The following is a 22,492-nucleotide window of genomic DNA, read 5'->3' as shown; positions in this document are numbered from 1 at the left end:
TCACGCCGCCAGCACGGCGGCCTCGACGATGTCGAGCGCCCGGTCGAGATCGGCGCGCGCAATCACCAGCGGCGGCGACAGCGTCAGCACATTGCCCTGGCTGATCTTGAAGCTCAGCCCCTGGTCGAGGCAGCGATAGTAGATCCGCTCGGCAAGGGCCCGCGCCGGGGCACGGCTTGCCTTGTCCTCGACCATCTCGACGCCGAACATCAGCCCCCTGCCCCTGACGTCGCCGACGAATGGCGAGCGCCGCATGAGATCCTGCATACGGCCTAGTGCGTGGGCGCCAAGCTCGGCCGAGCGCTCGACCAGGCCTTCCTCGCGGACAATGGCGATGGTGGTCAGCGCGGCGCGCGCCGTCACCGGGTTCTTTTCATGCGTGTAGTGGCCGATCGCATAGTCGCCGGCGACGTCGAGATCGCGCCGCGCGATCACCGAGGCGATCGGCAGGATGCCGCCGCCGAGCGACTTGCCGAGCACGATGATGTCGGGCGTCACGCCGTCATGCTCGGAGGCGAAGAATTTTCCGGTCTTGCCGAGGCCGGTCGGGATTTCGTCGAAGATCAACAGCGTGCCGTGCCGGTCGCAGGCCTCGCGCACTGCCTTCCAGAAGCCAGGCGCCGGCACCAGCGGCGTCGCGCGCATCGGCTCGGCGATGAAGGCGGCGAAATCGCCCTCGCGCCCCAGCACGTAAGCGATCATGCTGGCGCACGCGCGGGCGGAATCCTCCAGCGACTTAGTCCCATAGGCGCAATTGTGCGGCGCCCAGGGCGCGACATGCTCGGCGCCGGGCAAAAGCGGCCCGGCGATGCCGGAGCGGAATGTCGCCTCGCCGCCGACGCTGGAAGCGCCGAAGCCGGCGCCGTGAAACGCGTCCCAGAACGACAGCGTCTTGAACCGGCCGGTGGCGGCGCGCGCCAGCTTCAGCGAGACCTCGATCGCGTCCGACCCGCCGGTCGTGAACAGCACCTTGCCGAGGTCCCCCGGCGCCAGCTTGCCGAGCGTCTCGGCAAGCTCGACCGCCGGCTCGCAAGTGAAGCGGCGCGGAGAGAACGGCAATTCATCCATCTGCTTGGCGATCGCTTCCTTGAGCCGCGGATGGCCGTAGCCGATATGGTGGACGCTGTTGCCGTGGAAATCCATGTAACGGCGTCCGGCCGTGTCCTCGATCCAGATGCCTTCCGCCTTGGCGATGGCAGAGACGCAGGGGCTGGAAAGGCTCTGGTGCAGGAAGGCGTCGGCGTCGCGGCGCAAAAGCTCCTGCGAAGGCGCGTGGCTCTGCCTCGCGCTCCATTCCTGTCGGGCGGCGGCCTTGTTGGATTCGCCTTCGGTATGGATGAGCGTCATTGGCCGAACAACTCCGTTATGGTCTCCTCGCCAAGCCCGAAGCCGGTGCTGGCGCCGGTGCCGCTGGTGACGATCACCAGCCGCACGTCTTCATGCGGGGTGTCGCGCAGCACGGCATTCTTCGCTGAAGCGTAATGTCCCGTCCAGCGCGCAAGCACGTTCGGCACCGTGCCGAACAATGTCTTGAATTCATCGAGGATCAATTGGTCGACGGCTTCCGATCCGAACGGATCGAGCGTGAGCCCGTAATGATGGGAGTCGCCGACGACCAGCGAACCGTCCGCGCTCTGCACGACGATCAGGTGAACGCCGTTGGCCAGCGCGGCCCCGCGCTGCTCGCCCAGCTTGCTTCGCAACACGGCGGCCTCAGGAAGGCCGGCGAAACCGCCATAGCGCAACAGGCTGAGATCGGACATCAGCGCCGACTGGAGCCGGAAACCGGGGGCGGCCAGCCGCAGCATCTGGAGCTTGCAGCGCTGCACGCCGTGCTTGCCGATCAGTTCCGGATAAAGCGAGCTGAAATCGTCGCCGGGACAGACGACGACCTTTTGCGCATGGACACGTCCCGCGCTGGTTTCGACGAAGGGCGGCGCGATCTCGGTCACCGATACGCCGGTGCGGAACACGACGCGGAATTTCTCAGCCAGGAACGACGCCAGCCGCGGCAGCACCTCGCGGGACTCCACGCGCAACTCGAACGGGCTGTAGAGCCCGCCGATGATTGCTTTCTCGTCAAGGCCGGCCTGCTGCGCGACCACTTGTCGAGCGGTCAGAAGCCCGCACGCGCTGCCATGCTCGCCGGACTTGAACGTCTCCAGCAGAGCCAGTGCTTCCGGGCGTTGCGCCGCGATCAGCTTGCCGCGGTGCAGGATCTCAATGCCCGCCTCATTCGACAGATCGAGCCAGATCTCGCGGCTGCGTTCCGCCAGCCGGCGCGACGGGCCCGACTCCTGTCCCGTGACGACGACGAGGCCGAAATTGCGGATTGAGGCGCCATTCGCTTTCTGGTCGCGATCGATGACAATGACGCGCAAGCCGCGGCGCGCCGCCGCAAGAGCATGAGCCAGCCCAAGAATGCCGGAGCCGACCACGGCAAGGTCGAAACTGTCCTTCACGACGCTTACCAAGGCAAGGAGAAGGTCTTGACGTTGGTGTAGCTCTTCATCGCCTCGATGACGCCTTCCTTGTAGCCGTTGCCCGAATCCTTGATGCCGCCGAATGGGCTCATCTCGATGCGGTATCCCGGCACTTCCCAGATGTTGACGGTGCCGACCTTGAGGCCGGTTATGTATTTCTGCATGCGGCGGAAGTCGTTGGTGCAAACGCCCGACGACAGGCCGAAGGCCGTGGAGTTCGACAACGCGATCAGCGCCTCGTCATCGTCCGGCGCGCGCACGATCGGCACGATCGGCCCAAAAGTTTCCTCCATCACCAGCTCGGACTGGTGCGGCACGCGGTCGACGACGATCGGCGGCAGCAACGCGCCCTTGCGGCCGGGATTGTAAAGCACCTCGGCGCCTTGCTCGGCCGCCATGTGGACACGGCTTTCGAACAGCGCCGCAGCCTTCTCGTGCACCACCGTGCCGAGCTGCGTTGCCGGGTCGCGCGGATCGCCGAAGCGGATCGCCTTGGCACGCTCCAGCACCATCGGCACGAAACGATCGGCAACCTTTTCCTGCACCAGGATGCGCTTCACTGCCGTGCAGCGCTGGCCGGAATTCTTGGTGGCGCCCGCGACAGCCAGATCGGCGGCCTTCGCCAGATCCTCGTCCGAAAGATCGTTGAGGATGATCAGCGGATCGTTGCCGCCGAGCTCCAGCACCTGGCGCTTGTAGCCGGCCTTCGACGCGATCATCTTGCCGACGGGCACGCCGCCGGTGAAGGTGATGAGGTCGATGTTGGGGTTGGCGATCATCTCGTCGCCGATATCGGCGGGCCAGCCGGTGACGACCGAAAGCATTTCGGGCGGCAGGCCGGCCTCGTAAAGGATGTCGGCCAGCATCAGCGCGGTGATCGGCGTCAGCTCGGTCGGCTTGACTACCACGCAATTGTTGGTGGCGATCGCCGGCGCCACCTTGTGCGACACCATGTTGAGCGGATGGTTGAACGGGGTGATCGCCGAGATCGCGTTGAGCGGCTCGCGGATGGTGAAGATCTTGCGCTGCTTGCCATGCGGGGTGAGATCGCAGGAAAATATCTGCCCGTCGTCCTGGATGGCCAACTGACCGCTGAGCGTAAAAACGTCGAACGCGCGACCGACCTCGTAGAGCGAATCCTGCTTGGAGATGCCGAGCTCCAGCGTGATGAGATCCGACAGCTCGTCCTTGCGGGCATTGAGCAGCTCGGCGGTCCTGAGCAGGATCTTCTGCCGCTCGTAGCGCGTCAGCTTCGGCTGGTAGGCAGCCGCGATCTCGAAGGCGCGCCTGGCATGCTCCGCCCCGCCCGCGGACACCGTGCCGATGACGGTATCGTTCCAGGGGAAGCGCACTTCCAGCCTCTGCTCGGCGTCGACCTTCTCGCCGGCGATGCGCATCGGTTCGTGGCGGACTTTGATGGCGGGATCGAGTTGGGTCATGGGTTGGTTCCAGTCTTGGATACGTCGCGGGGTCGACCCCCACTCCGGCCCTTTCGGCCACCTCTCCCCCGATCGACGGGGGAGAGGAAATTAGTCGGCGTCGGCGCTTGATCCTTGGCAGTCCAAACCCTCCAGCTCAAAGCGCAGCCTAATCGACTGGGCGCCTTTCCTCTCCCCCGTCGATCGGGGGAGAGGTGCCGAGCGAAGCTCGGCGGAGTGGGGGTCGACCGCCACGCTCAACTTCAACCTAGCGCGGCCGCCATCGTCGCGTGGTAGAAGGCATCGAAGTTGCGCAGAACCGGCTCGTTCGGCAGGTCCGGCAGCACGCGGTTGACGATGAAGGGCACCTCCTGCTCGGTCAGCCCGCCATGCGAGCGCAGCGGCTCGTCGAGCGCGGCCAGATTGTGCCGGTGTTCGGACGTGCCGATCGTCTTGTTCTCGCCCGAGATCAGGATGATGTCGCCCATGCGGTCCTCGGGCAGTTCGAAGCGGGCGCAGCCTTCCTCGCGGCCGAGCACCAGGATGATATCCTCGACCTTGCGCAGCTTTTCCATCACCGCCTCGCGGTCCGCGCCTTTGGGAAGGTAGGCGGTGGCGAAGGAGCCCAGCGCCCCATGATGCACGACATAGGGGTCGGTGATCGGCAGGATGACACGGGCGGCTTCCTTGCCCAGCCATTCGTCGAGAAGGTCTTGCACATAGACCACGTTGGGCGAGCCGTCGGCATGGTGCTTCGGCTTCATGCCGTGGTCGGCGGTGACGACGATCGCCGCGCCCAGCGCATCCAGCTGCGCCAGGTATTTGTCGAACATCTCGTAGAAGGCGTTGGCTTGGGGCACGCCCGGCGCGTATTTGTGCTGCACGTAGTCGGTGGTGGTGAGATACATCACGTCCGGCCGGAACTCCTTCAGGAGTTGCACGCCGGCGGCGAAGACGAATTCCGAAAGCTCCGCGGAATAGACCTCGGGCACTGGCAGGCCGAAATGCTTCGACGCGTTGTCGATGCCGTGCTCGATTTTCGTCGTGGTGTCGGACCTCTCGGCCGAGAAGCACATCGCCCGGCCGTCGTCGAACTTCAGTCCCTTGCCGAGCAGCGCCCTGAGCTTGTCCTTGGCCGTCACCACCGCCACCTTGGCGCCTGCATCGTAGAAGGCCTGGAACACCGTCGGCGCGCGCAGGAACTTCGGGTCGTTCATCATCACCTCCTCGCCCGTCTCCGGGTTGTAGAGGTAGTTGCCGCAGATGCCGTGCACAGCTGGCGGCCGGCCGGTGGCGATCGACAGATTGTTGGGGTTGGTGAAGCTCGGGATCACCGAATGGGCGAAGCGCACCGTGCCCTTCTTCTTGATCTTTTCGAGCGCTGGCATCAGTCCGGCATGAATAGCCTCGTCGAGATAGGCCGGCTCGCAGCCGTCGAGGCAGATGGCGATGGCCGGCACGCGCGGCCAGGCATAGGAACGGCCGTTGGCCGTGACGTTGACGGGAGACATCTGGTTCATCGGAAATCCTCAAAAGACCTTCAGGCGGCGAGCTTGGCGCGCTCGGCGATAGCGGCGGGGGACGGGGCGGCGGTGTCGACGCCCATTTCGTTCAGCGACTGGGAGGCTGCTTCGACCACACGGCGCATGACATGCTCGTCCATCTGGCCGATGCAGCCGATGCGGAAGGAGTCCACGACCGTGAGCTTGCCCGGATAGATGATGAAGCCCTTGTCCTTCATCAGTTCGTAGAACCTGTCGAAGGCGAAGTTCGGATGCGCAGGGCTGAAGAAGGTGACGATGATCGGCGACAGCCAGCGATCCTTGAGCAACGTCTCGAAACCGAGCGCGCGCATGCCGGCCACCATGACGTCGCGGTTCAGCGTATAGCGCGCGCCGCGGCCGGCGACGCCGCCTTCCGCCTCGTGCAGGCGCAGCGCCTCGAGGAAGGCCGCGACGACATGGGTCGGCGGCGTGTAGCGCCACTGCCCGGTCTTGTTCATGTTCGCCCATTGCGCATGGACGTCGAGCGACAGCGAATGGCTACGCCCCTTGGCTGCCTCCAGTTCGCTCTTGCGGGCGATGACGAAGCCGAAACCCGGCACGCCCTCGATGCATTTGTTGGCCGACGACACCATCGCCTCGTATCGGATCTCATTGACGTCGAGCGGGATGGCGCCGAACGCGCTCATTGAATCGACCAGCAGCTTGCGGCCGTTGGCATAGACAGCCTCCGATATCTCGGCGACCGGGTTGAGGATGCCGGAACTGGTTTCGCAATGGATGGCGATGACATGGGTGATGGCGGGGTCGGCCTCGAGAGCCGCCGCGACCTCTTCGCCGCGCGGCGGCAGATAGTCGCCCTTGTCGATCAACGTGTAGGCGCGGCCGATATACTGCATGGTTTGCGCCGCGCGCAGACCGTAGGCGCCGTTGGCTAAAACCAGGACCTTGCCATCCCGGGGAACGAACGAACCGAGCATGGCTTCGACGCAGAACGATCCGCTGCCCTGCATCGGCACGCAGTCGAACTCGTCACGGCTGTCGCCGGTGAGCGCCAGCAGGCGGCGGCGAAGCTCGGCGGTCATGGCGCGGAAATCGCCGTCCCAGGAGCCCCAGTCGCGCAGCATCGCCTGCTTGACGGCGTAAGCCGTGGTAAGCGGGCCGGGCGTCAGCAGATAAGGTTCGCCGAGTGCCGGCCCATCCAGCGGCTTGGCCGCCGCAAGTTTCATCTCAGCGAGCATGCTGCCCTCCCACTTCGATTCTGTCATCGGAATATGACAGTCATTCTCGGCGGGTAGGACATATTTGTAAAATCGTTATTTTGTATTGATGTATCGATCTGATTAATGATAACAGCCTGACGCTCAGGCGCCAGTACGGGAACCACGCGGATGCGTTATGTCCAGCTCAGAGCATTTCATCAGGTGGCCATTTCCGGCGGCTTCTCGCGTGCGGCGGAGGCGCTTTTCCTGACCCAGCCGGCGATTTCGGACCAGGTGCGCAAGCTGGAGGAAGAATATGACGTGCTCCTGTTCAACCGGAACAAGAAGCAGGTCACGCTGACCACTCAGGGCCAGAGGCTGCTCGAGATCACCCACCGCATGTTCGAGACCGAGCAGCAGGCGCTCGAACTTTTGACCGAATCGCGCGCGTTGCGCTCCGGCACGTTGCGCATCGTTGCCGACGCGGCGCACCATCTGCTGCATATCCTTGGCGCCTTTCGCGCCCGCTACCCCGGCGTCCAGGTGTCCGTGCGCTCCGGTAACACGGAAACTGTGATCAGCAGCCTTTACAGCTATGAAGCCGATATAGGCGTTCTCGGCGAAATGCCGGCGGGACGCGATTTCGAGATGCTCAAACTCAACTCGACGCCGATCACCGCCTTCGTCTCCGCCGAACACCCGTTGTCGGACAGGAAATCGCTGACACTCGGACAGCTCGCGCAGGAACCGCTCGTGATGCGCGAGCGCGGCTCGAAAACGCGCAAGAAGCTGGAAGATCTTGCCGCGGCTTCGAATGTCGAGCTGAAGCCCGCCATCGAAGCGGAAGGCCGTGAGGCCGTGCGCGAGATCGTCGCCTCCGGAGCCGGCGTCGGTTTCGTGTCGGCGGCCGAGTTCGGCCACGACTCGCGGCTGGTGCCGATCACAATCGACGCGCCGGAGACGCTGATGGACGAAGCGCTGATCTGCCTGCGCGAGCGCAGCGGCGGCAAGCTCGTGCGCGCCTTCCTCGACATGGCCCGCTCGATGTCCGGGGATTGAGCCAGGTTCCTACGTGGATCCCGGCGCCGCGGCGGTGACCCGCCACACCGTGTTGCCGACATCGTCGGCAATCAGCAGGGCGCCGGATTTGTCGACGGCAACGCCGACCGGACGACCCCTCGCCTCGCCCTTGTCGTTGAGGAAGCCGGTGACGACGTCCTGCGCCATGCCGTTCGGATGCCCGCCGCTGAACGGCACGAAGACGACCTTGTAGCCGTTGAAGCGGGAGCGGTCCCAACTGCCATGCTCGCCGACAAAAGCGCCGCCGCGATAGGATTGCGGCAGGTTGCTTGCGGTGTAGAAGGCAAGCCCGAGCGGCGCGACATGCGAGCTCAGCGCGTAATCCGGCGGGATGGCCTTCGCCACCATGTCCGGCCGCTGCGGCATCACGCGCGGATCGACATGCTGGCCGTAGTAGCTGTAGGGCCAGCCATAGAAAGCGCCGTCCTTGACCGAGGTCATGTAGTCCGGCACGAGGTTGGGCCCGAGTTCGTCGCGCTCGTTGACCACCGTCCAAAGCGCGTTGCTTTCAGGTTCGAACGACAGCCCGTTGGGGTTGCGCAAACCGCTGGCGAAAATGCGCCAGCGGCCGGTGGCGCGGTCGACCTCCCAGATCGCGGCGCGGTCCTTTTCGGCCTGGATGCCGTTCTCGGTAATGTTGGAGTTCGAGCCGACGCCGACATAGAGCAGCGAACCGTCGGGACTCGCCACCAGACTCTTCGTCCAGTGGTGATCGATCGGCCCGCCCGGCAGTTGCGTCAGCACCTTGCCCGGCGCCGTGATCTTGGTGTCGCCCGGCTGATAGGGATAGCGCACGATCGCGTCCGTATCGGCGACATAAAGGTCGTTGCCGACCAGCGCCACGCCGAAGGGCGAGTTGAGATGGTCAAGGAACACGCCCTGGTAGTCCGGCTTGCCGTCGCCATTGGTGTCGCGCAACAGCGTGATGCGGTTGCTCGGCCCGGTGTCGCCGCCGGAAGTGACCCAGTTCTCGACCCAGCCCATGACGATGTCCTTGGGCCGCTTGACCGATGCTTCGGTCGGCGCCGTCGATTCCACCACCAATATGTCGCCATTGGGCAGCACGTAAAGCGAGCGCGGATGCTGAAGCCCCTTAGCCATCGCCTCGATCTGCAGGCCCTGCGCGACGGTCGGCTTTTCGTCGTTTTTCCACCCGACCACCGAGGCCAGATGCATCGGCGGGAACAGGTACTGGTTTATCTCCGGCAGTTTCGGATTCGGGCCGATCTGCGTGTTCGGGTCGGTGTTGTCGTCGCTGCAGCCGGCAACGCCCACGGCCATTGCGCAGCAAAGCGCCGCGGTCGTCCATTTGATCGCGCTGTCAGACCGTCTCATCGGCCACTCCTACATGATGGCGATAGACCAGCCCCCAGCCGAGCCAGCCGGTGAAGATCAGGATGATCACCACCAGCGCCGACAGGATCAGCCCGGTTGGCACGACGGACGTCCAGGCATCGCGGGTGTGGATGAGCATGTTGAAGAAGGACAAAACAAGCGCGACGAGATTGCCGGCCATATGCAGCCATGCCGTCGGCTGAGCGCGTATCTTGCGGTCGCCAAGAAAGTCGGTAAGCCCCGCGGTGGCGGCCAGAATACCGACGATGACACCGACGGTTACAAGCCAGGCCGAAAAATTGGCCCAGGTCATTTCGGCTGTCCGCCAATAGACGATATCGGTGAGCAAGGTCCCGACGAAACAGGCGATCGGGATGGTGACGAGCATCGGATGGATGGGATGGCCAGCTATGCTTGCCGTGGATTGCGGATTTTCCATCAGGAAGCTCCTTTCCGCGCTGCTGCCAGGATGTAACAGCGCGAAAAGACGAATGTTCCGCCGGAAATTCTCGCGCTCACCAGAAGGTGAATGCCCGATGGTCAGCCATGGCTGACGCGGAATAGACCATTCCAGGGCGGCCGGGCGCGCATTTTACGGAAGATAATCAAGCCAGCCGCGCGGCATGCCACTTCAGGTGATCGTCCATGAAAGTCGAGATGAAATTGTAGGAATGGTCGTAGCCGTCCTGCATGCGCAGGGTGAGGTCGATGCCCGCCTTCTTGCAGGCCTCTTCGAGCAGCCATGGCCGAAGGCCGTCCTGCAGGAAGCCGTCGGCCGTGCCCTGGTCGACGAGGAATTCCGGAAAACGCTTGCCGTCCTCGATCAGCAGCGTGGCATCATAGGCCCGCCAGCTCTTTTCGTCCGCTCCGAGATATTTTTCGAAGGCCGGCCGCGACCAGCCGGCCGTCGACGGCTGCACGATCGGCGCGAAGGCCGAGCAGCTCCGATAACGCTCAGGATTCTTCAGCGCGATCGTCAACGCGCCATGTCCGCCCATCGAATGGCCGAAGATGGCCCGGCGTGCCATGTCGACCGGGAAGTTGGCGGCAATCAGCGCCGGCAGTTCCTCGGTGATGTAGGAATACATACTATAGTTTTTCGCATAGGGCTCCTGCGTCGCATCGAGGTAGAAACCGGCGCCGCAGCCGAACTGCCAATTGTCCTTCTCGTCGGGAACGTCAGGTCCACGCGGGCTGGTGTCGGGACACACGACGACGAGCCCAAGCTCGGATGCCATCCGCCGGTACTCGCCCTTGTCCATGACGTTGGCATGCGTGCAGGTGAGGCCCGACAGGTACCACAGGACCGGGAGCGGCCCGTCCTTGGCCTGGGGCGGCACGAAGACGGCGAAGGTCATGTCGCAGGCGCAGACCTCGGAAGCGTGGGAATAGACGCCCTGGATACCGCCATGCGATTTGGAGGTGGAAACGACCTTCATCGGTTTTGCCTTTCGTCTGGAAATATCGACCGGCATAACCGCCGGCCGGGCCTGGCGCAACCTTGCACCTTGCAAAACGTCGGGCGATGGAAGAGGCCGGCGCCGGTTAGACTGCCGGACCGACACAGGCCTGTGCCCAATACCGACTGGGTCAGATCGGGCTTCGCCGCAGACCTCTCCATTGTCGATGCATTGCCGACGGAGAAGACGCGCGTTGTCCGATTTTCTGAACGCCCTTTAGCTTTCCTTGTTTGAGGTCGCCGGCAGCCGGAGTAATAGTCGCGTCGGAATTCGTGAGGAGGAGACGATGACCTTGAACTTCGACCCGAGGGCGAAGGCCACCACGCTCTACCATGGCGAATTCCGGCCGATGTTCGTTGGCGGCAAATGGGTCGCGGCGCAATCCGGTGAGGAGATGCAGGCGCTGAACCCGGCGACGGGCGAAGTGCTGGCAACCGTGCCGCGCGGGTCGGCCGCCGACATCGACGCGGCGGTGGCCGCGGCGCGCGCGGCCTTCGAAGGCCCCTGGTCGAAATTCTCGCCTTACGAGCGGCAATACGTGCTTTTGCGGATCGCCGACCTGTTCGAGAAACATTGGGAAGAGCTCAGCGTCTCCGACACGCTCGACATGGGGTTGCCGATCACCCGCACGCTGGCCAACCGGCGCCGGGTCATCGGCATGCTGCGCTTCTATGGCGGCATGGCGACCGCCCTGCATGGCGAAGCGATCGACAATTCGATCCCCGGCGAGATCGTCACCTTCACCCGGCGCGAGCCGGTCGGCGTCGTGGGCGCGATCATCCCCTGGAATGCCCCGACCGCCGCCTCGATCTGGAAGATCGCGCCGGCCCTGGCGACCGGCTGCACCATCGTGCTGAAGCCGTCGGAGGATGCATCGCTGACGCCGCTCCTGATCGCGAAGCTGATGCAGGAAGCCGGCGTGCCTGACGGTGTCGTCAACATCGTCACCGGAACCGGCGCCGAGGCCGGCGCGCGGCTTGCCGAGCATCCCGACGTCAACAAGATCGTCTTCACCGGCTCGACGCTGACCGGGCAGGCCATCGCCCGCGCCGGCGTCGCCAACCTCAAGCGCGTCTCGCTGGAGCTTGGCGGCAAGTCGCCGATCATCGTCTGCCGCGACGCCGATATCGACAAGGCCGTGCCGGTCGCGGCGATGGCGGTGTTCGTGCATTCCGGCCAGATCTGCATTGCTGGCTCACGCCTGTTCGTGGCGCGCGAGATCCATGACGAATTCGTGCGCCGGGTCGCCGAGTTCGCCGGCAAGCTGCGCATCGGCCACGGCATCGAGGCGGAAACCGAGATCGGGCCGCTGATCAATGCGAGGCAGGCCGGCAAGGTGGAAGGCTACATCAAGGCCGGCAACGACGAAGGCGCCAGGCTGGTCGCCGGCGGCTCAAGGCTGACGGGCGAGCTCTATGACGGCGGCAACTTCATCGCGCCGACCGTCTTCGGCGCGGTGTCGGACAAGATGACCATCGCGCGGGAAGAGATCTTCGGGCCGGTCATCTCGGCCATGCCCTTCGACACGCTGGATGAGGTCGTCGCGCGCGCCAACGCTACGCCTTACGGTCTCGCGGCCGGCATATTCACCACCAATCTCGGCACCGCGCACAAGCTCGCGCGCCGCGTCAAGGCCGGCTCGGTCTGGGTCAACATGTATCACGCCATCGACCCGGCCGTGCCGTTCGGCGGCATGAAGATGTCCGGCTACGGGCGCGAGGGCGGCGTCGAGCATCTGCACGAGTATCTGGAGACCAAGGCGGTCTGGATCCAGACCGACTAAAGAAGACGCTCCGTAGACCTGCTCGCCAGCTCGCGCAGATCGGCGCAGATCAGATTCATCGGTTGCTCCGAGAAGGAGTGCTGCACATAGCCCGCGCGGTAACGATGCGCCGGCAGGACAGAAAGTCCAATATGGACCATTTACCCGCGACCCCCGGCGAACTTGTCGTTTAAGCCTTTTGGCACCGCTCGGAGGCGCGGTGTTGGGAGGTTTCACGAGCTATGCAAGCCGTTCTCACGGTCACGAACTTGCGCAAGTCGTTCGGCGGGGTCCATGCGCTGAAGGGCATCGACTTCGATCTTCACGCCGGCGAGATCCATGCTCTTTGCGGCGAGAACGGCGCCGGCAAGAGCACGTTGGTGCGTATCATCGCCGGCCTCATGCCTGCGGACGAAGGCGAGGTCCGCGTCGGCGGGCATTTGCTGCGGCCCGGTGAGCTCACCAATCCGAAACTTGTTTCCGTCGTCTATCAGGAACTGTCGATCATTCCGCATCTGTCCGTGCTGGACAATGTGCTTCTGGGCGACCCCGATATCTCCCAGCTTTATATCCGCGCCCGCTACAGGGCGCGTGCACGCGAGACCCTGGATCAGCTCGGGCTGTCGGATGTGCCGCTCAACCTCGAGGCCGGAAACCTGTCGATTGCCGAGCAGCAGCTCCTCGAAATCTGCCGCGCCGTGATACGCGGAGCGCGCGTGCTCATCCTCGACGAACCGACCGCGAGCCTTTCCGACGCCGAGATCCAGCGGGTCTTCGCCACGGTGCGCTGGCTGCGCGCCAAGGGAACGGCCGTCGTCTATATCAGCCATCGCCTGCCGGAGATCTTCGCCCTCACCGATCGCACGACCGTGTTCCGGAACGGACAGCGCATCCTGACGAAACCGACCGCGCAATGGACCAATGACGAGCTCGTCACCGAGATGATCGGTCGCGAGGTAACCTCGGCGCATGCAACGCGCGACCGGGCCGGGCCCGAGGCGGCGACGGTGATCGAGCTGGCGGGACTTGGCGTCGCGGGAAAATACCGCCCCGTCGATCTTGCCTTCCGCGCCGGCGAGATCGTCGGCGTCATCGGTCAGTTGGGCTCCGGCGCCAATGCGCTGGTCGAAACGCTGGCAGGCCTGGAGCGACACTACGCCGGCACGATCAGGGTCGGCGGCTCTCCGGTCGAGGTCACCTCGATTGCGGCGGCGAGCCGTGCCGGTATCGCCTATGTCTCGGAGGACCGCGCCGGCAAGAGCCTCTTCCTCGGAGCCCCCATCGAGGTCAACCTCACAGCGGCGATACTCGACCGCCTCAACCGCTTCGGTGTCCTGACGCTCGCCGATGCGCGCAGGCAGGCGGGCGAGCTTGCCCGCCGGTTCCAGATCGACGCCCGCCGGCTGCCGGCTGCGGCGTCGACGCTTTCGGGTGGCAACCAGCAGAAAGTGGCGATCGCCAAGTCGGTCGCGCTCTCGCCCAGGATCCTGGTGCTCAACGAGCCGACACGCGGCGTCGATGTCGGCGCCCGCACCGAGATCTACCGCGAAATCCAGGCGCTCGCCCGCGAGGGGTTGGTCGTCCTGTTCTTTTCGACGGACCTGGAAGAGATCCGGGAACTGTCGCAGCGCGTGATCACAGTCTTCCGCGGCGAGATCGTCCGCGACCTGCCGGTCGAGGAGACGACCATGGATTCCATCCTGGGCGATGTCGTTCGCGGTCCGGACATCGGGAGGGCGGCATGAGCATCAACGGCAATATAAGGAGCGGAGGCAGGGCCTTGGTCGGATTCGACGCGGCGGCGCTCGGCGCCAGCCTGATGCGGCCGGAGCGCATCCAATCCACCGCGGTGTGGGCAGCCACGGTGCTGTTCGCCCTGTGGGCAACATTCACCATTCCCGGCTTTTCCTCGGGCGCCAATGTGTCGGCGATCATGTACTCCACGTCCGCGGTCGGCATCGCCGCGGTCGGCATGGCGCTTATCACGCTTTCCGGCAATCTCTTCATGTTGTCGATGGGCGCGACGGCCGCCGTCTCCACCATTCTTTTTGCATCCTTCCTGCATTTCGGCCTGTTCGCGAGCGTGATCCTGGTGGTCCTGATCGGCGGGCTGTTCGGGTTGGCCCAGGGTATCGCCGTCGGCCTGTTCCGCACCAATCCGATCATCACCACGATAGCGATGGCTTCGATCATCACCGGCGCCGGCTCGTTCTATTCCGGCGGCCTGACGGTCGTGGGCCAGGGAGACGCGAGCTGGCTCGGGGTCGGACGGACCCTCGGCCTGCCCAATCAGATCCTGCTCTTCCTGTTGGCTGCGATCGTGCTGAGCTTCATCGTCGAGCGGACCCGCTTCGGCCGGGAGCTTCGCCTGATCGGGCTGAACCCGAAGGCCGCCAGCTTCACAGGCCTGCGCGTCGGCCGCACGCTTGTGCTTGCCTATATGTTCGCCGCCATGGCTGCGGCCTTTGCCGGCGCGCTCTATGGCTCGCAGGCGGCGCAGGGCAACCTCAAGCTCGGCGCGGGGCTGGATTTCGACGCGATCGCCGCCGTGCTCGTCGGTGGCGTGGCGATCAAGGGCGGCCAGGGCCGGATTCTCGACGCGGCGATCGGCGCCGTGTTCCTGGCGATGATCTCCAACATCCTTTTGCTCAAGGGCCTGTCGCTGGAGATCCAGCTCATCGTCAAGGGCCTGGTGGTGATCGGCTCGGTGATCCTCGGCGCGCTGGCGCTCGGCTTCAGGAGGTAAGACCATGGCCGCGATCCGCAAGTCGAAGATGATTTCCGGCGCGACGCTGCTGCGCCTTGTCCTTCTCGCCGCTCTCGTCGCCACCTTCGCGATCTGGAATCCGGCTTTTATCAGCGGCCGCAATCTCTATGCGCTCATGCAGTCCTTCGCACTGCTCGGCATGGTCGCGCTCGGTCTGTCGTTGACGATGATTGCCGGCGAGTTCGATCTGAGCGTCGGCTCCATGGTCGCCGTGGGCGGCCTGATCACGCTCGTCATCGGCGCCGGCAATCTCGTCCATGGCGTGGTCGCCGCGCTGGCGTTCGCCGTGCTTGTCGGCTTGGTCAATGCCTTCGTGATCAGCCGCTTCAAGGTGTCGTCGCTCGTTGTCTCGGTCGGCTCGATGATGGCGCTCTCCGGCTTCGCCTTCTGGCTCGCCGGCGGCAAGGTCATCAGCACCGACAATTTCGACCTCGGCATGGCCCTGGACGATCCGCTGCTGACCGTCCTTTCCTGGCGCAGCGTCGTGACGCTTGCCGCTTTCCTGCTCGTCGGTCTGTTCATGCACTACACGCTGATGGGACGCGACATCCGCGTCGTCGGCAGCAAGCCCCAGGTCGCGGCGGCGAGCGGCGCCAGGGTCGGCCGCTCGCTGGTGATCGTCTTCGTGCTTTCCGCCGCCACGGCCGCGCTCGCGGGAAGCCTGCTGTCGATGAGCCTCGCCAGCGCCGCGGCGACCACCGGCAGCACGCTGATGCTGCAGGCCGTCTCGGCCGCGATCGTCGGCGGCGTCGCCCTCAGCGGCGGCTCCGGCACACCCGCGCATGTCCTGCTCGGATCGCTGATCCTGACGGTGATGAACAATGGACTGAGTCTGATCGGCATGGGGGCGACGGGGATTCTCTTCGCCAACGGCCTCGTGCTGATGGGGATCGTGCTGCTCGACGGTCAGTTGGGCGCATGGATGAGCGAACGGCTCGCAATGTCGCGGGCTGTGCATTCCGCCTAGCGGAAACAACCGACGGATCCTTGCAACGCCGCCGAGCCGATCGGCGGTGCGGGGGAACGTGCAACCTTGAAACGGGAGGAGTAACCAAAATGAACTTCGCAAAACTCACCAAACTTTTGCTGGCGACCACGGTCGTCGGAGGGCTGATGGCGCCGGGAATGGCCTTCGCCGCGGCCAAGGGCGCGAAGGTGATCCTGCTGACGGTCACCGAGGAATGCGAATATTGCGCGCTCCACCAGCGCGCCTTCAAGGAGGTCGCGGCCGCCGCGGGCATCGATCTCGAGGTCAAGATCAACAACTACGACGCCGCCGAGCAGGCCTCGCAGGTCGACCAGGCAATCGCCCAGAAGCCGGACGCGATCGTGCTTTGGCCCGCGGATGCGAGCGCCATCGTGCCGTCGCTACGCAAGATCAAGCAGGCCGGCATCCCGCTGGTGATCACCAACTCGCGGCCGGACGAGAAATATTCGCAATTCTGGGACGTCTTCACCGGCCCGTCGGACATCGGCAACGGCGAGTCCGCCGGCGAAGCCATGATCAAGGGTTTCTCCGACAAGAAGCTCGGCAGCGACGGCAAGGTCTTCATCGTCGAGGGCGTTCCCGGAACACCGCCTCAGATCCAGCGCTCGCAGGGCTTCGAGGATGTCCTGGGCAAGAAGGCAAGCGGCATTCAGGTGGCCGGCAAGCAGAACGGCAACTGGGACCAGACCAAGGCGACGGATGCCGCCGCCGCCCTCTTCACCCAACTCGGCTCAAGCGTGAAGGGCGTCTATGCGCAGGCCGACAACATGATGTCAGGCGTGATCGTCGCCGCCAAGCGCGCCGGCATCGATCCGGCAAGCCTGGTCCTGGTCGGCTCCAACTGCTCGATCGAGGGCGTCAACCAGATCAAGGACGGTACGCAATACGCCACCGTCCTGCAGTCGCCGATCGACGACGGCAAATATGCCGCGCAGGCTGTCGCCGATCTCCTCGACGGCAAGAAGGTGGAGAAGCAGATCTTCCTGCCGCACGAGATCATCACCAAGGCCAACGTCGCCGACTGCAACGCCGCGCTCGGCCGCTGATTATCCGCATCCGAGGCACGGCGGCCCGCCGCCGTGCCTCACCCTTCCCGACGTCAGAAAAGAGGAATACCCCATGGCCACGGAGCCAGTCTTTAGCAACGCCTTGCCGGACCTTGTCGTGGTCTCCGGAACGGCTTCTGGTCTTGGTACCAACATTGCCCGGCTGCTGACCGACAGCGGCGTGCGCACGATCGGCGTCGATCTCGCGCCGGCGCCCGAGAGTCTTGCAAGCGAACGCTATTCGCATGTCCGGGGCGACGTTACCGACGAGGCGACCTGGGCCGGCATCACGGACATGATCACCAGGGAAAATCCTGGAACGCTTGGCCTCGTGACGTCGGCGGCCATGCTGAATGTCGGCACCATCCTCGAATTCGACAAGGCGGCGATGGAAAGGACCATGTCGGTCAATTTCATCGGCACGGCGCTCGCCTTTCGCGCCATGCTGCCGTTGATGACCGCGCGCGGCGGCGGCCCGATCGTGGCGGTCGCCAGCATCGACGCGACCTTCGCCGAGCAGCAGCTTGCCGTCTACGCCGCCTCGAAGGGCGCGGTCCGCCAGCTTACCCGCACAGTTGCGATGGACCATGCGCGCCAGGGCATACGCGCGAACGTGCTGAGCCCCGGGCCGATGCTCGCCGGCCTCTTCGAGCGGCACATGAAATCCGCCAACGATCCGGACCGCTTCCTCGCCGCGCGCGCCAACCGCCAGCCGGCCGGCCGCATCCTTGATCCGGCCGAGGTCGCCCGCGCCGGCCTCTTCCTGCTTTCTGACGCCTCCACTGCGCTCAATGGCGCCGAGATCATCGCCGACGGCGGCCTGACGACCAGCTTCGATTTCCGCACCGGGTCGGAAGGCGCCTCGGTCTGAGGAGAACATGATGAGCAAACCCATTGAACTCGTCGCCGCCTACTGGACCATCTCCGGCGACGTCTATCCGTTCGCGCCGAACGAGATCAGTCCCTTTCCGTTCGCCCGGCGTGTCGAGGCGGCGGCCAGGGCCGGATACAAGGGCGTCGGCCTGATCCATGCCGATCTGCAGGCGACGCGCGAGAAGATCGGCCTGAAGGAGATGCGCCGCATCCTCGAGGCCAATGGCATGCCGCATGTCGAGCTGGAGTTCATCACCCACTGGTTCGCGTCGGGCGCCCTGCGCGCCGCATCGGACAAGGTTCGGCGCGAGCTCTTCGAGGCGGCGGAGGCGCTCGGCGCCCGCGACGTCAAGATCGCGCCGGAATTCGATGCCGACACGATCGACCTTGCGCAGGTCACGGACAGCTTCGCCGCGATCTGCGACGACGCCGCCCGTTACGGAACTAGGATCGCGGTGGAGGTGATGCCGTTCTCCAACGTGCGCACCCTGGAAACCGCGCGCGCCATCGTCGAAGGCGCGGCAAACGCCAATGGTGGCCTGCTGCTCGACATCTGGCATATCGGCCGCGGCGGCATCCCCTACGAAGCCGTCGCCGCCGTGCCAAAACAATATGTCGTCTCGGTCGAGCTCGACGACGCGGATGAGAAGGTCGTCGGCACGCTTTGGGAAGACACGATCTACGAACGCCGGCTCTGTGGCGAGGGCGTGCTCAATCCCCCCGCCTTCATCGACGCGATCCGCAAGACCGGCTTCGACGGCTTCTACTCGGTCGAAGTGATTTCAAAGAGGCATCGCGTGCTGCCGCTCGAAGAGGCGGCGCGACGCTCGTTCGAAACAACCATGGCGCAATTCGCCGCAAGATAGGGAGGATCAAAATGGAAACCAATCTCAAGGGCAAGGTGGTGCTGATCACCGGGGCGGCGAAGGGCATCGGCCGCGAAACGGCGATAGCGTTCGGCCGCGAGGCAAGCCGCGTGGCGCTTTTCGACATCGACGAAGCGGCCCTCGCCGAGACGTCGGCCGCGGTCACGGCTGCCGGCGGCACGGCCGCGACGTTCAAGGCCGACCTTTCCTCGGCAGATGATATCGAGAAGAAAGTGACGGCCGCCATCGCCCATTTCGGCGGCACGGTCGACGTCCTCGTCAACAATGTCGGCGCCGGCGCGGTGCGGACCTTCGACCAACTGACCGACGCCGAGTGGGACAAGACCTTCTCGCTCAACTTCATGAGCTATGTCCGCACGACGCGCGTCGTCCTGCCGGTCATGCGCAAGCAGGGACACGGCGCGATCGTCAACAACGGCTCGGACCTTGCGCGTCAGCCAGAAGGCGTTCCGATCGACTACTCGGCGTCCAAGGCGGCGGTGCTCGCCCTGACCAAGGGTCTGGCGCGCACCGAAGGCGCCAACAACATCCGCATCAACGCCGTGGCTCCCGGCCCGATCTGGACGCCGTTCTGGACCCAGCCCGGCGGCTTTGCCGAAACCATGGGCAAGTTCCACAATATGGAGCCGCAGAAGGCCGTCGAGCACGAGATGTCGCTGCGCCAGCTGCCGCTCGGCCGCCTCGGCAAGCCGGAGGAAGTGGCTAACGTCATCGTGTTCCTGGCCTCCGATCTCGCCTCCTTCGTCACCTCCTCCGTCTGGGGCGTGGATGGCGGCTCGATACGAGCGATCGCCTAAGCAATTCCCGGAAAAGTGTGAGCGGTTTTCCGTCCGGAATTGCGTCAAAACAAAGAGATTTCAGGAGAACCGCACTGCGGTTTTCCTGTGGAATTGCGCAAAAACAAGGAGTTGCAGCAGGCGATTCCATCAAACGCTGAACTGCTTCAAGGCGCGTCGCAAGAAAACGGATTCAGCCGACGCGGTCGACGATCCGCTCGATGCGGTCCTGGGCGTCTTTCAGGGCCACTCGGTCGGATTTGCGGCCGGAAAGCGCGTCGTGAACCTCCTCGCCGATGATGCGCTCCATGCCGGTGTAGAACGGCACCGGCGGGCGCTGCCAGTTGCGCAGCAGATTGCGGTTGGCGAGGCTGCCGACGAAGCGCACGAGCTGCGAGCTGCCGATCGCCTCCGGATCCGCGCTGACCGAGAAACGCGGCGCGACGGGAAAACCGTTCTTCACATGCTCCTTCATCGCCTCGCGCGATGCCATCCAGGCCAGCGCTTCGGCCGCCAGCGGCAGACGCTTCGGATCGATGTTGGAAGGGATGCACAACAGGAACCCGCCGATCGGCGAGGTGTTGGTGCCGCCCGGTCCTGAAGGCTGCGGAACGTAGGCCACGCGGCGCTTGACGGCGGAGCGGACTTCGGCCTCGAACTGGGCGGCGCGCATCGTCCAGACATAGCCCATCGCGCTCTGGCCGCGCAGGAAGACCGCGCAGGAATCGTCCCAATGCGCCTCGAGCGCGCCGGGCTGGGCGATCTCCAGCATGCGATGCATGTAGTCGAGCGCCAGCAGGCCGGCTTCGCTGTCGATCTGCGGCCGCATATGCTGCGCATCGAGGTTTTCGGTGGAATAGCCCGTCGGCGTGCGGCGGATCGACAGCACGCTCTGGCCGCAGCAGCCGAGGAAGAACATGAAGCTCGATGCCAGCGGCCGGTGCGCCGCGTTCCAGGCGATGCCGTAGCGTTCCGCGGCCGGATTGTGGAATGCGCGCCCGGCGCTGATGACGTCGTCGAAGGTGCGCGGCAGCGACAGCCCCTCGCTTTCGAAGAGATCCGACCGGCAGGCCAGCACCTCTATCGTGCAATAGATCGGCACACCGTATTCGACGCGCTGCCAGGTCGTCGTCGACCAGATCGACGGATGGAAATCCATCGGGTTGATGCCGGATTCGCGGATCGTCTCGCCGATCGGCAGGACAAGTCCCTTGCTCGCGAATTCTCCGAGCCAAGGCATGTCGATCGCGATCATGTCGTAGGCCGAGATGGTGCGCGCGCCGTTCGCCAGGCCCTCCCGGTAAAGATCGTTCTGGTGCACCAGCTTGAAGCTCTTGGCGCTCGCCAGATTGTTGCGGAAGTCCGACCACGTGTTGCGCATGGCGGCGAAGTAATTGTCGTCGTTCAGCAGGAACTGCAGCTCGACGCCTTTCGTGACCCTGTTGGTCAAAAGGTTGATCGGCGGGATGATCGGACTGCCGCGCTGCGGCGCGCCGAAATAATAGTCGGCCTCATGCTCCTCATTGTTACGGCCGCCGACGATCTCGGCGATCAGGGCTTTTGTCTCCGCCGCATAATTGATGGCGAGGTTCGAGAGGCGTGCCGTCGGGTGAAGCGTGAAGCGCTTGGCCGTTTCGGAAGCCGCCCGCCTTTCGATCAATCCGCCGTCGATCATGCCCTGGATGCGCCGGATCGCGGTGCCGTGAGGGAGATTGGAGACCAGCGCGAGCTTGCTGATCGTCACCGGATAGCCCTCGAGCTCCGAGCGCATGAGGTAGTGGATGATGCGCCAGGCGGCCTCGTCCTCGACATCCGTCACGCCGAGGAAAGGTCTGCGCAGGCGATCCACGAAATCATAAACGCGCAGGAACTCGTGATCGTTCATCCGAACATTCTCCTTCCAGCGCGGAAGGATACGCCGATCAGGCGGCTCGACGCCAGCTTTTGTCCAATTTGGACGAAACTGACCAGCCTCAAGTTCCGGCGGTCTTGGGAGCCATGACGAAATCCCATTCGACGGACCAGAACGGAGCGTCGAAACCGAGCTCGCGCGCCTTTTCCGGGTTGGTGACTTTGGTGAAATCCGCGATCAGCGAATCCTTCACGCCGAAGACGGCGTCCTCGGCGAGGTAGCGGCAATCGGGCGCGAAGATGTGGGTGATGACGGGATCGTAACCCGGCGCGCTGACGATGTAGTGCACATGCGCCGCCCGGTTTGGATGACGCCCGAGCGCGGCGAGCATCTTTCCGACCGGTCCGTCGTCGGGGATGGGATAGTAGCGCGGCTTGACCGAACGATACCAGTATTCGCCCTTCTTGTCGGCGGTGAAGACCCCGCGCAGATTCCAGTCGGGCTGGATGTCCTTCTGCTGGACATCGTAGAAGCCGTCGTCATTGGTCTGCCAGACATCGATCAGCGCGCCGGCGATCGGCTTGCCTTGCGTGTCGAGCACGCGACCGCGCACCACCATCGGCTCGCCCTTGCCGTCGAGGCAGATGTTAGCGCCGTGCTCGTAGCGCGGGGCCTCCGGCACATAGAACGGTCCGAGGATGGTGTTTTCCGTGGCGCCGTTCGGACGCCGGTGATTGATCGCGTCGACAAGCATCGAAACGCCAAGCGTATCGGAAAGAAGGATGAATTCCTGCCGCCAGTCGGAGCACATCTTGCCGACATCGGTGAGAAACTTGATGCCTTGCAGCCACTCCTCATGCGTCGGCTCGATCTCCTTGATGGCGGCGTGCAGGTGCTTCACCAGCACGCCCATCACCTGCCGCAGGCGCGGGTCGACATCCGGCCCCATGCGCGCGTTGACCACGTCGACCGAGGTCTCTTCCTCGAAATAGGGATATTTCGGTCGAGCGGCGTCTGCGGTGCCTGTCATGGCGATAACTCCTCCAGGGACGTTCGGGTTC

19 protein-coding genes are annotated in these 22,492 nt (G+C 64.5%); 9 read left to right on the top strand and 10 right to left on the bottom strand.

Annotation, left to right across the window (positions count from 1 at the left end; all coding sequences use genetic code 11):
- From FJ430_RS14830 to FJ430_RS14810, 5 genes are all read right to left on the bottom strand, one after another.
- Positions 1-1,347 carry an aspartate aminotransferase family protein gene (locus FJ430_RS14830; RefSeq protein WP_140706640.1) on the bottom strand — a complete coding sequence of 449 codons (1,347 nt, stop codon included), beginning with the start codon at positions 1,345-1,347 and terminating at the stop codon, positions 1-3.
- On the bottom strand, positions 1,344-2,462 hold the full coding sequence (locus FJ430_RS14825) for a TIGR03364 family FAD-dependent oxidoreductase (RefSeq protein ID WP_140706642.1): 1,119 nt from the start codon (positions 2,460-2,462) through the stop codon (positions 1,344-1,346). Before FJ430_RS14825 ends, FJ430_RS14830 begins: the two co-directional genes overlap by 4 nt.
- Positions 2,463-2,467: 5 nt before the next feature.
- The gene (phnY, locus tag FJ430_RS14820; RefSeq protein ID WP_140706644.1) at positions 2,468-3,922 is read right to left on the bottom strand and encodes a phosphonoacetaldehyde dehydrogenase; all 1,455 of its coding nucleotides are present in this window, start codon (positions 3,920-3,922) and stop codon (positions 2,468-2,470) included.
- Between the two features lie 242 nt (positions 3,923-4,164).
- Entirely contained in the window at positions 4,165-5,421 is a 1,257-nt protein-coding gene (gene phnA / locus FJ430_RS14815; RefSeq protein ID WP_140706646.1) for a phosphonoacetate hydrolase, read from the bottom strand.
- A 20-nt stretch (positions 5,422-5,441) separates the two neighbouring features.
- Positions 5,442-6,644, bottom strand: a complete 1,203-nt coding sequence (locus FJ430_RS14810; protein WP_140706648.1) for a 2-aminoethylphosphonate--pyruvate transaminase — start codon at positions 6,642-6,644, stop codon at positions 5,442-5,444.
- Positions 6,645-6,794: 150 nt separating this feature from the next.
- On the opposite strand from FJ430_RS14810, the gene FJ430_RS14805 reads away from it, so the two are divergent.
- Complete coding sequence (locus tag FJ430_RS14805) at positions 6,795-7,664, top strand: LysR substrate-binding domain-containing protein (RefSeq protein ID WP_140651273.1); 870 nt, start codon at positions 6,795-6,797, stop codon at positions 7,662-7,664.
- Between the two features lie 9 nt (positions 7,665-7,673).
- On the opposite strand, the gene FJ430_RS14800 is transcribed toward FJ430_RS14805, so the two are convergent.
- The 3 genes from FJ430_RS14800 to fghA all read right to left on the bottom strand — a co-directional run bounded on the left by FJ430_RS14800 (position 7,674) and on the right by fghA (position 10,459).
- Positions 7,674-8,966: a PQQ-dependent sugar dehydrogenase gene (locus FJ430_RS14800; RefSeq protein ID WP_226892238.1), complete on the bottom strand. Its 1,293-nt coding sequence runs from the start codon at positions 8,964-8,966 to the stop codon at positions 7,674-7,676.
- Between the two features lie 40 nt (positions 8,967-9,006).
- Complete coding sequence (locus FJ430_RS14795) at positions 9,007-9,459, bottom strand: DUF2231 domain-containing protein (RefSeq protein WP_140706652.1); 453 nt, start codon at positions 9,457-9,459, stop codon at positions 9,007-9,009.
- Between the two features lie 166 nt (positions 9,460-9,625).
- Positions 9,626-10,459, bottom strand: coding sequence for an S-formylglutathione hydrolase (fghA, locus tag FJ430_RS14790; protein ID WP_140706654.1), 834 nt, complete (start codon positions 10,457-10,459; stop codon positions 9,626-9,628).
- Between the two features lie 307 nt (positions 10,460-10,766).
- Between fghA and FJ430_RS14785 the strand changes: the two genes are divergently transcribed.
- From FJ430_RS14785 to FJ430_RS14750, 8 genes are all read left to right on the top strand, one after another.
- On the top strand, positions 10,767-12,263 hold the full coding sequence (locus FJ430_RS14785; protein WP_140706656.1) for an aldehyde dehydrogenase family protein: 1,497 nt from the start codon (positions 10,767-10,769) through the stop codon (positions 12,261-12,263).
- Positions 12,264-12,484: 221 nt separating this feature from the next.
- Positions 12,485-13,987 (top strand): sugar ABC transporter ATP-binding protein, encoded by a 1,503-nt coding sequence (locus FJ430_RS14780; RefSeq protein WP_140706658.1) that lies wholly within the window; start codon positions 12,485-12,487, stop codon positions 13,985-13,987.
- A 35-nt stretch (positions 13,988-14,022) separates the two neighbouring features.
- Positions 14,023-14,988: an ABC transporter permease gene (locus FJ430_RS14775; protein WP_226892199.1), complete on the top strand. Its 966-nt coding sequence runs from the start codon at positions 14,023-14,025 to the stop codon at positions 14,986-14,988.
- 4 nt (positions 14,989-14,992) lie between these two features.
- Entirely contained in the window at positions 14,993-15,976 is a 984-nt protein-coding gene (locus tag FJ430_RS14770; protein ID WP_140706660.1) for an ABC transporter permease, read from the top strand.
- Positions 15,977-16,065: 89 nt separating this feature from the next.
- Positions 16,066-17,043 carry a sugar ABC transporter substrate-binding protein gene (locus FJ430_RS14765; protein WP_140706662.1) on the top strand — a complete coding sequence of 326 codons (978 nt, stop codon included), beginning with the start codon at positions 16,066-16,068 and terminating at the stop codon, positions 17,041-17,043.
- 73 nt (positions 17,044-17,116) lie between these two features.
- Entirely contained in the window at positions 17,117-17,914 is a 798-nt protein-coding gene (locus FJ430_RS14760) for an SDR family NAD(P)-dependent oxidoreductase (RefSeq protein WP_181175459.1), read from the top strand.
- Between the two features lie 10 nt (positions 17,915-17,924).
- Complete coding sequence (locus tag FJ430_RS14755; protein WP_210242096.1) at positions 17,925-18,782, top strand: sugar phosphate isomerase/epimerase family protein; 858 nt, start codon at positions 17,925-17,927, stop codon at positions 18,780-18,782.
- An 11-nt stretch (positions 18,783-18,793) separates the two neighbouring features.
- Complete coding sequence (locus FJ430_RS14750; RefSeq protein ID WP_140651256.1) at positions 18,794-19,600, top strand: SDR family NAD(P)-dependent oxidoreductase; 807 nt, start codon at positions 18,794-18,796, stop codon at positions 19,598-19,600.
- Positions 19,601-19,772: 172 nt separating this feature from the next.
- Here FJ430_RS14750 and FJ430_RS14745 read toward each other — a convergent pair whose 3' ends face one another.
- Both FJ430_RS14745 and FJ430_RS14740 read right to left on the bottom strand, forming a co-directional pair.
- On the bottom strand, positions 19,773-21,464 hold the full coding sequence (locus FJ430_RS14745; protein ID WP_140706668.1) for an extracellular solute-binding protein: 1,692 nt from the start codon (positions 21,462-21,464) through the stop codon (positions 19,773-19,775).
- 88 nt (positions 21,465-21,552) lie between these two features.
- Positions 21,553-22,461, bottom strand: a complete 909-nt coding sequence (locus FJ430_RS14740) for an intradiol ring-cleavage dioxygenase (RefSeq protein ID WP_140706670.1) — start codon at positions 22,459-22,461, stop codon at positions 21,553-21,555.
- Positions 22,462-22,492 lie beyond the last annotated feature (31 nt).

Origin of the sequence: Mesorhizobium sp. B2-8-5 (genome assembly GCF_006440675.2) — a bacterium.
In the GTDB taxonomy this organism is placed as follows: Bacteria; Pseudomonadota; Alphaproteobacteria; order Rhizobiales; family Rhizobiaceae; genus Mesorhizobium.
The sequence above is the reverse complement of the archived record's forward strand: the minus strand, read 5'-3'. Positions and strand labels throughout refer to the sequence as shown.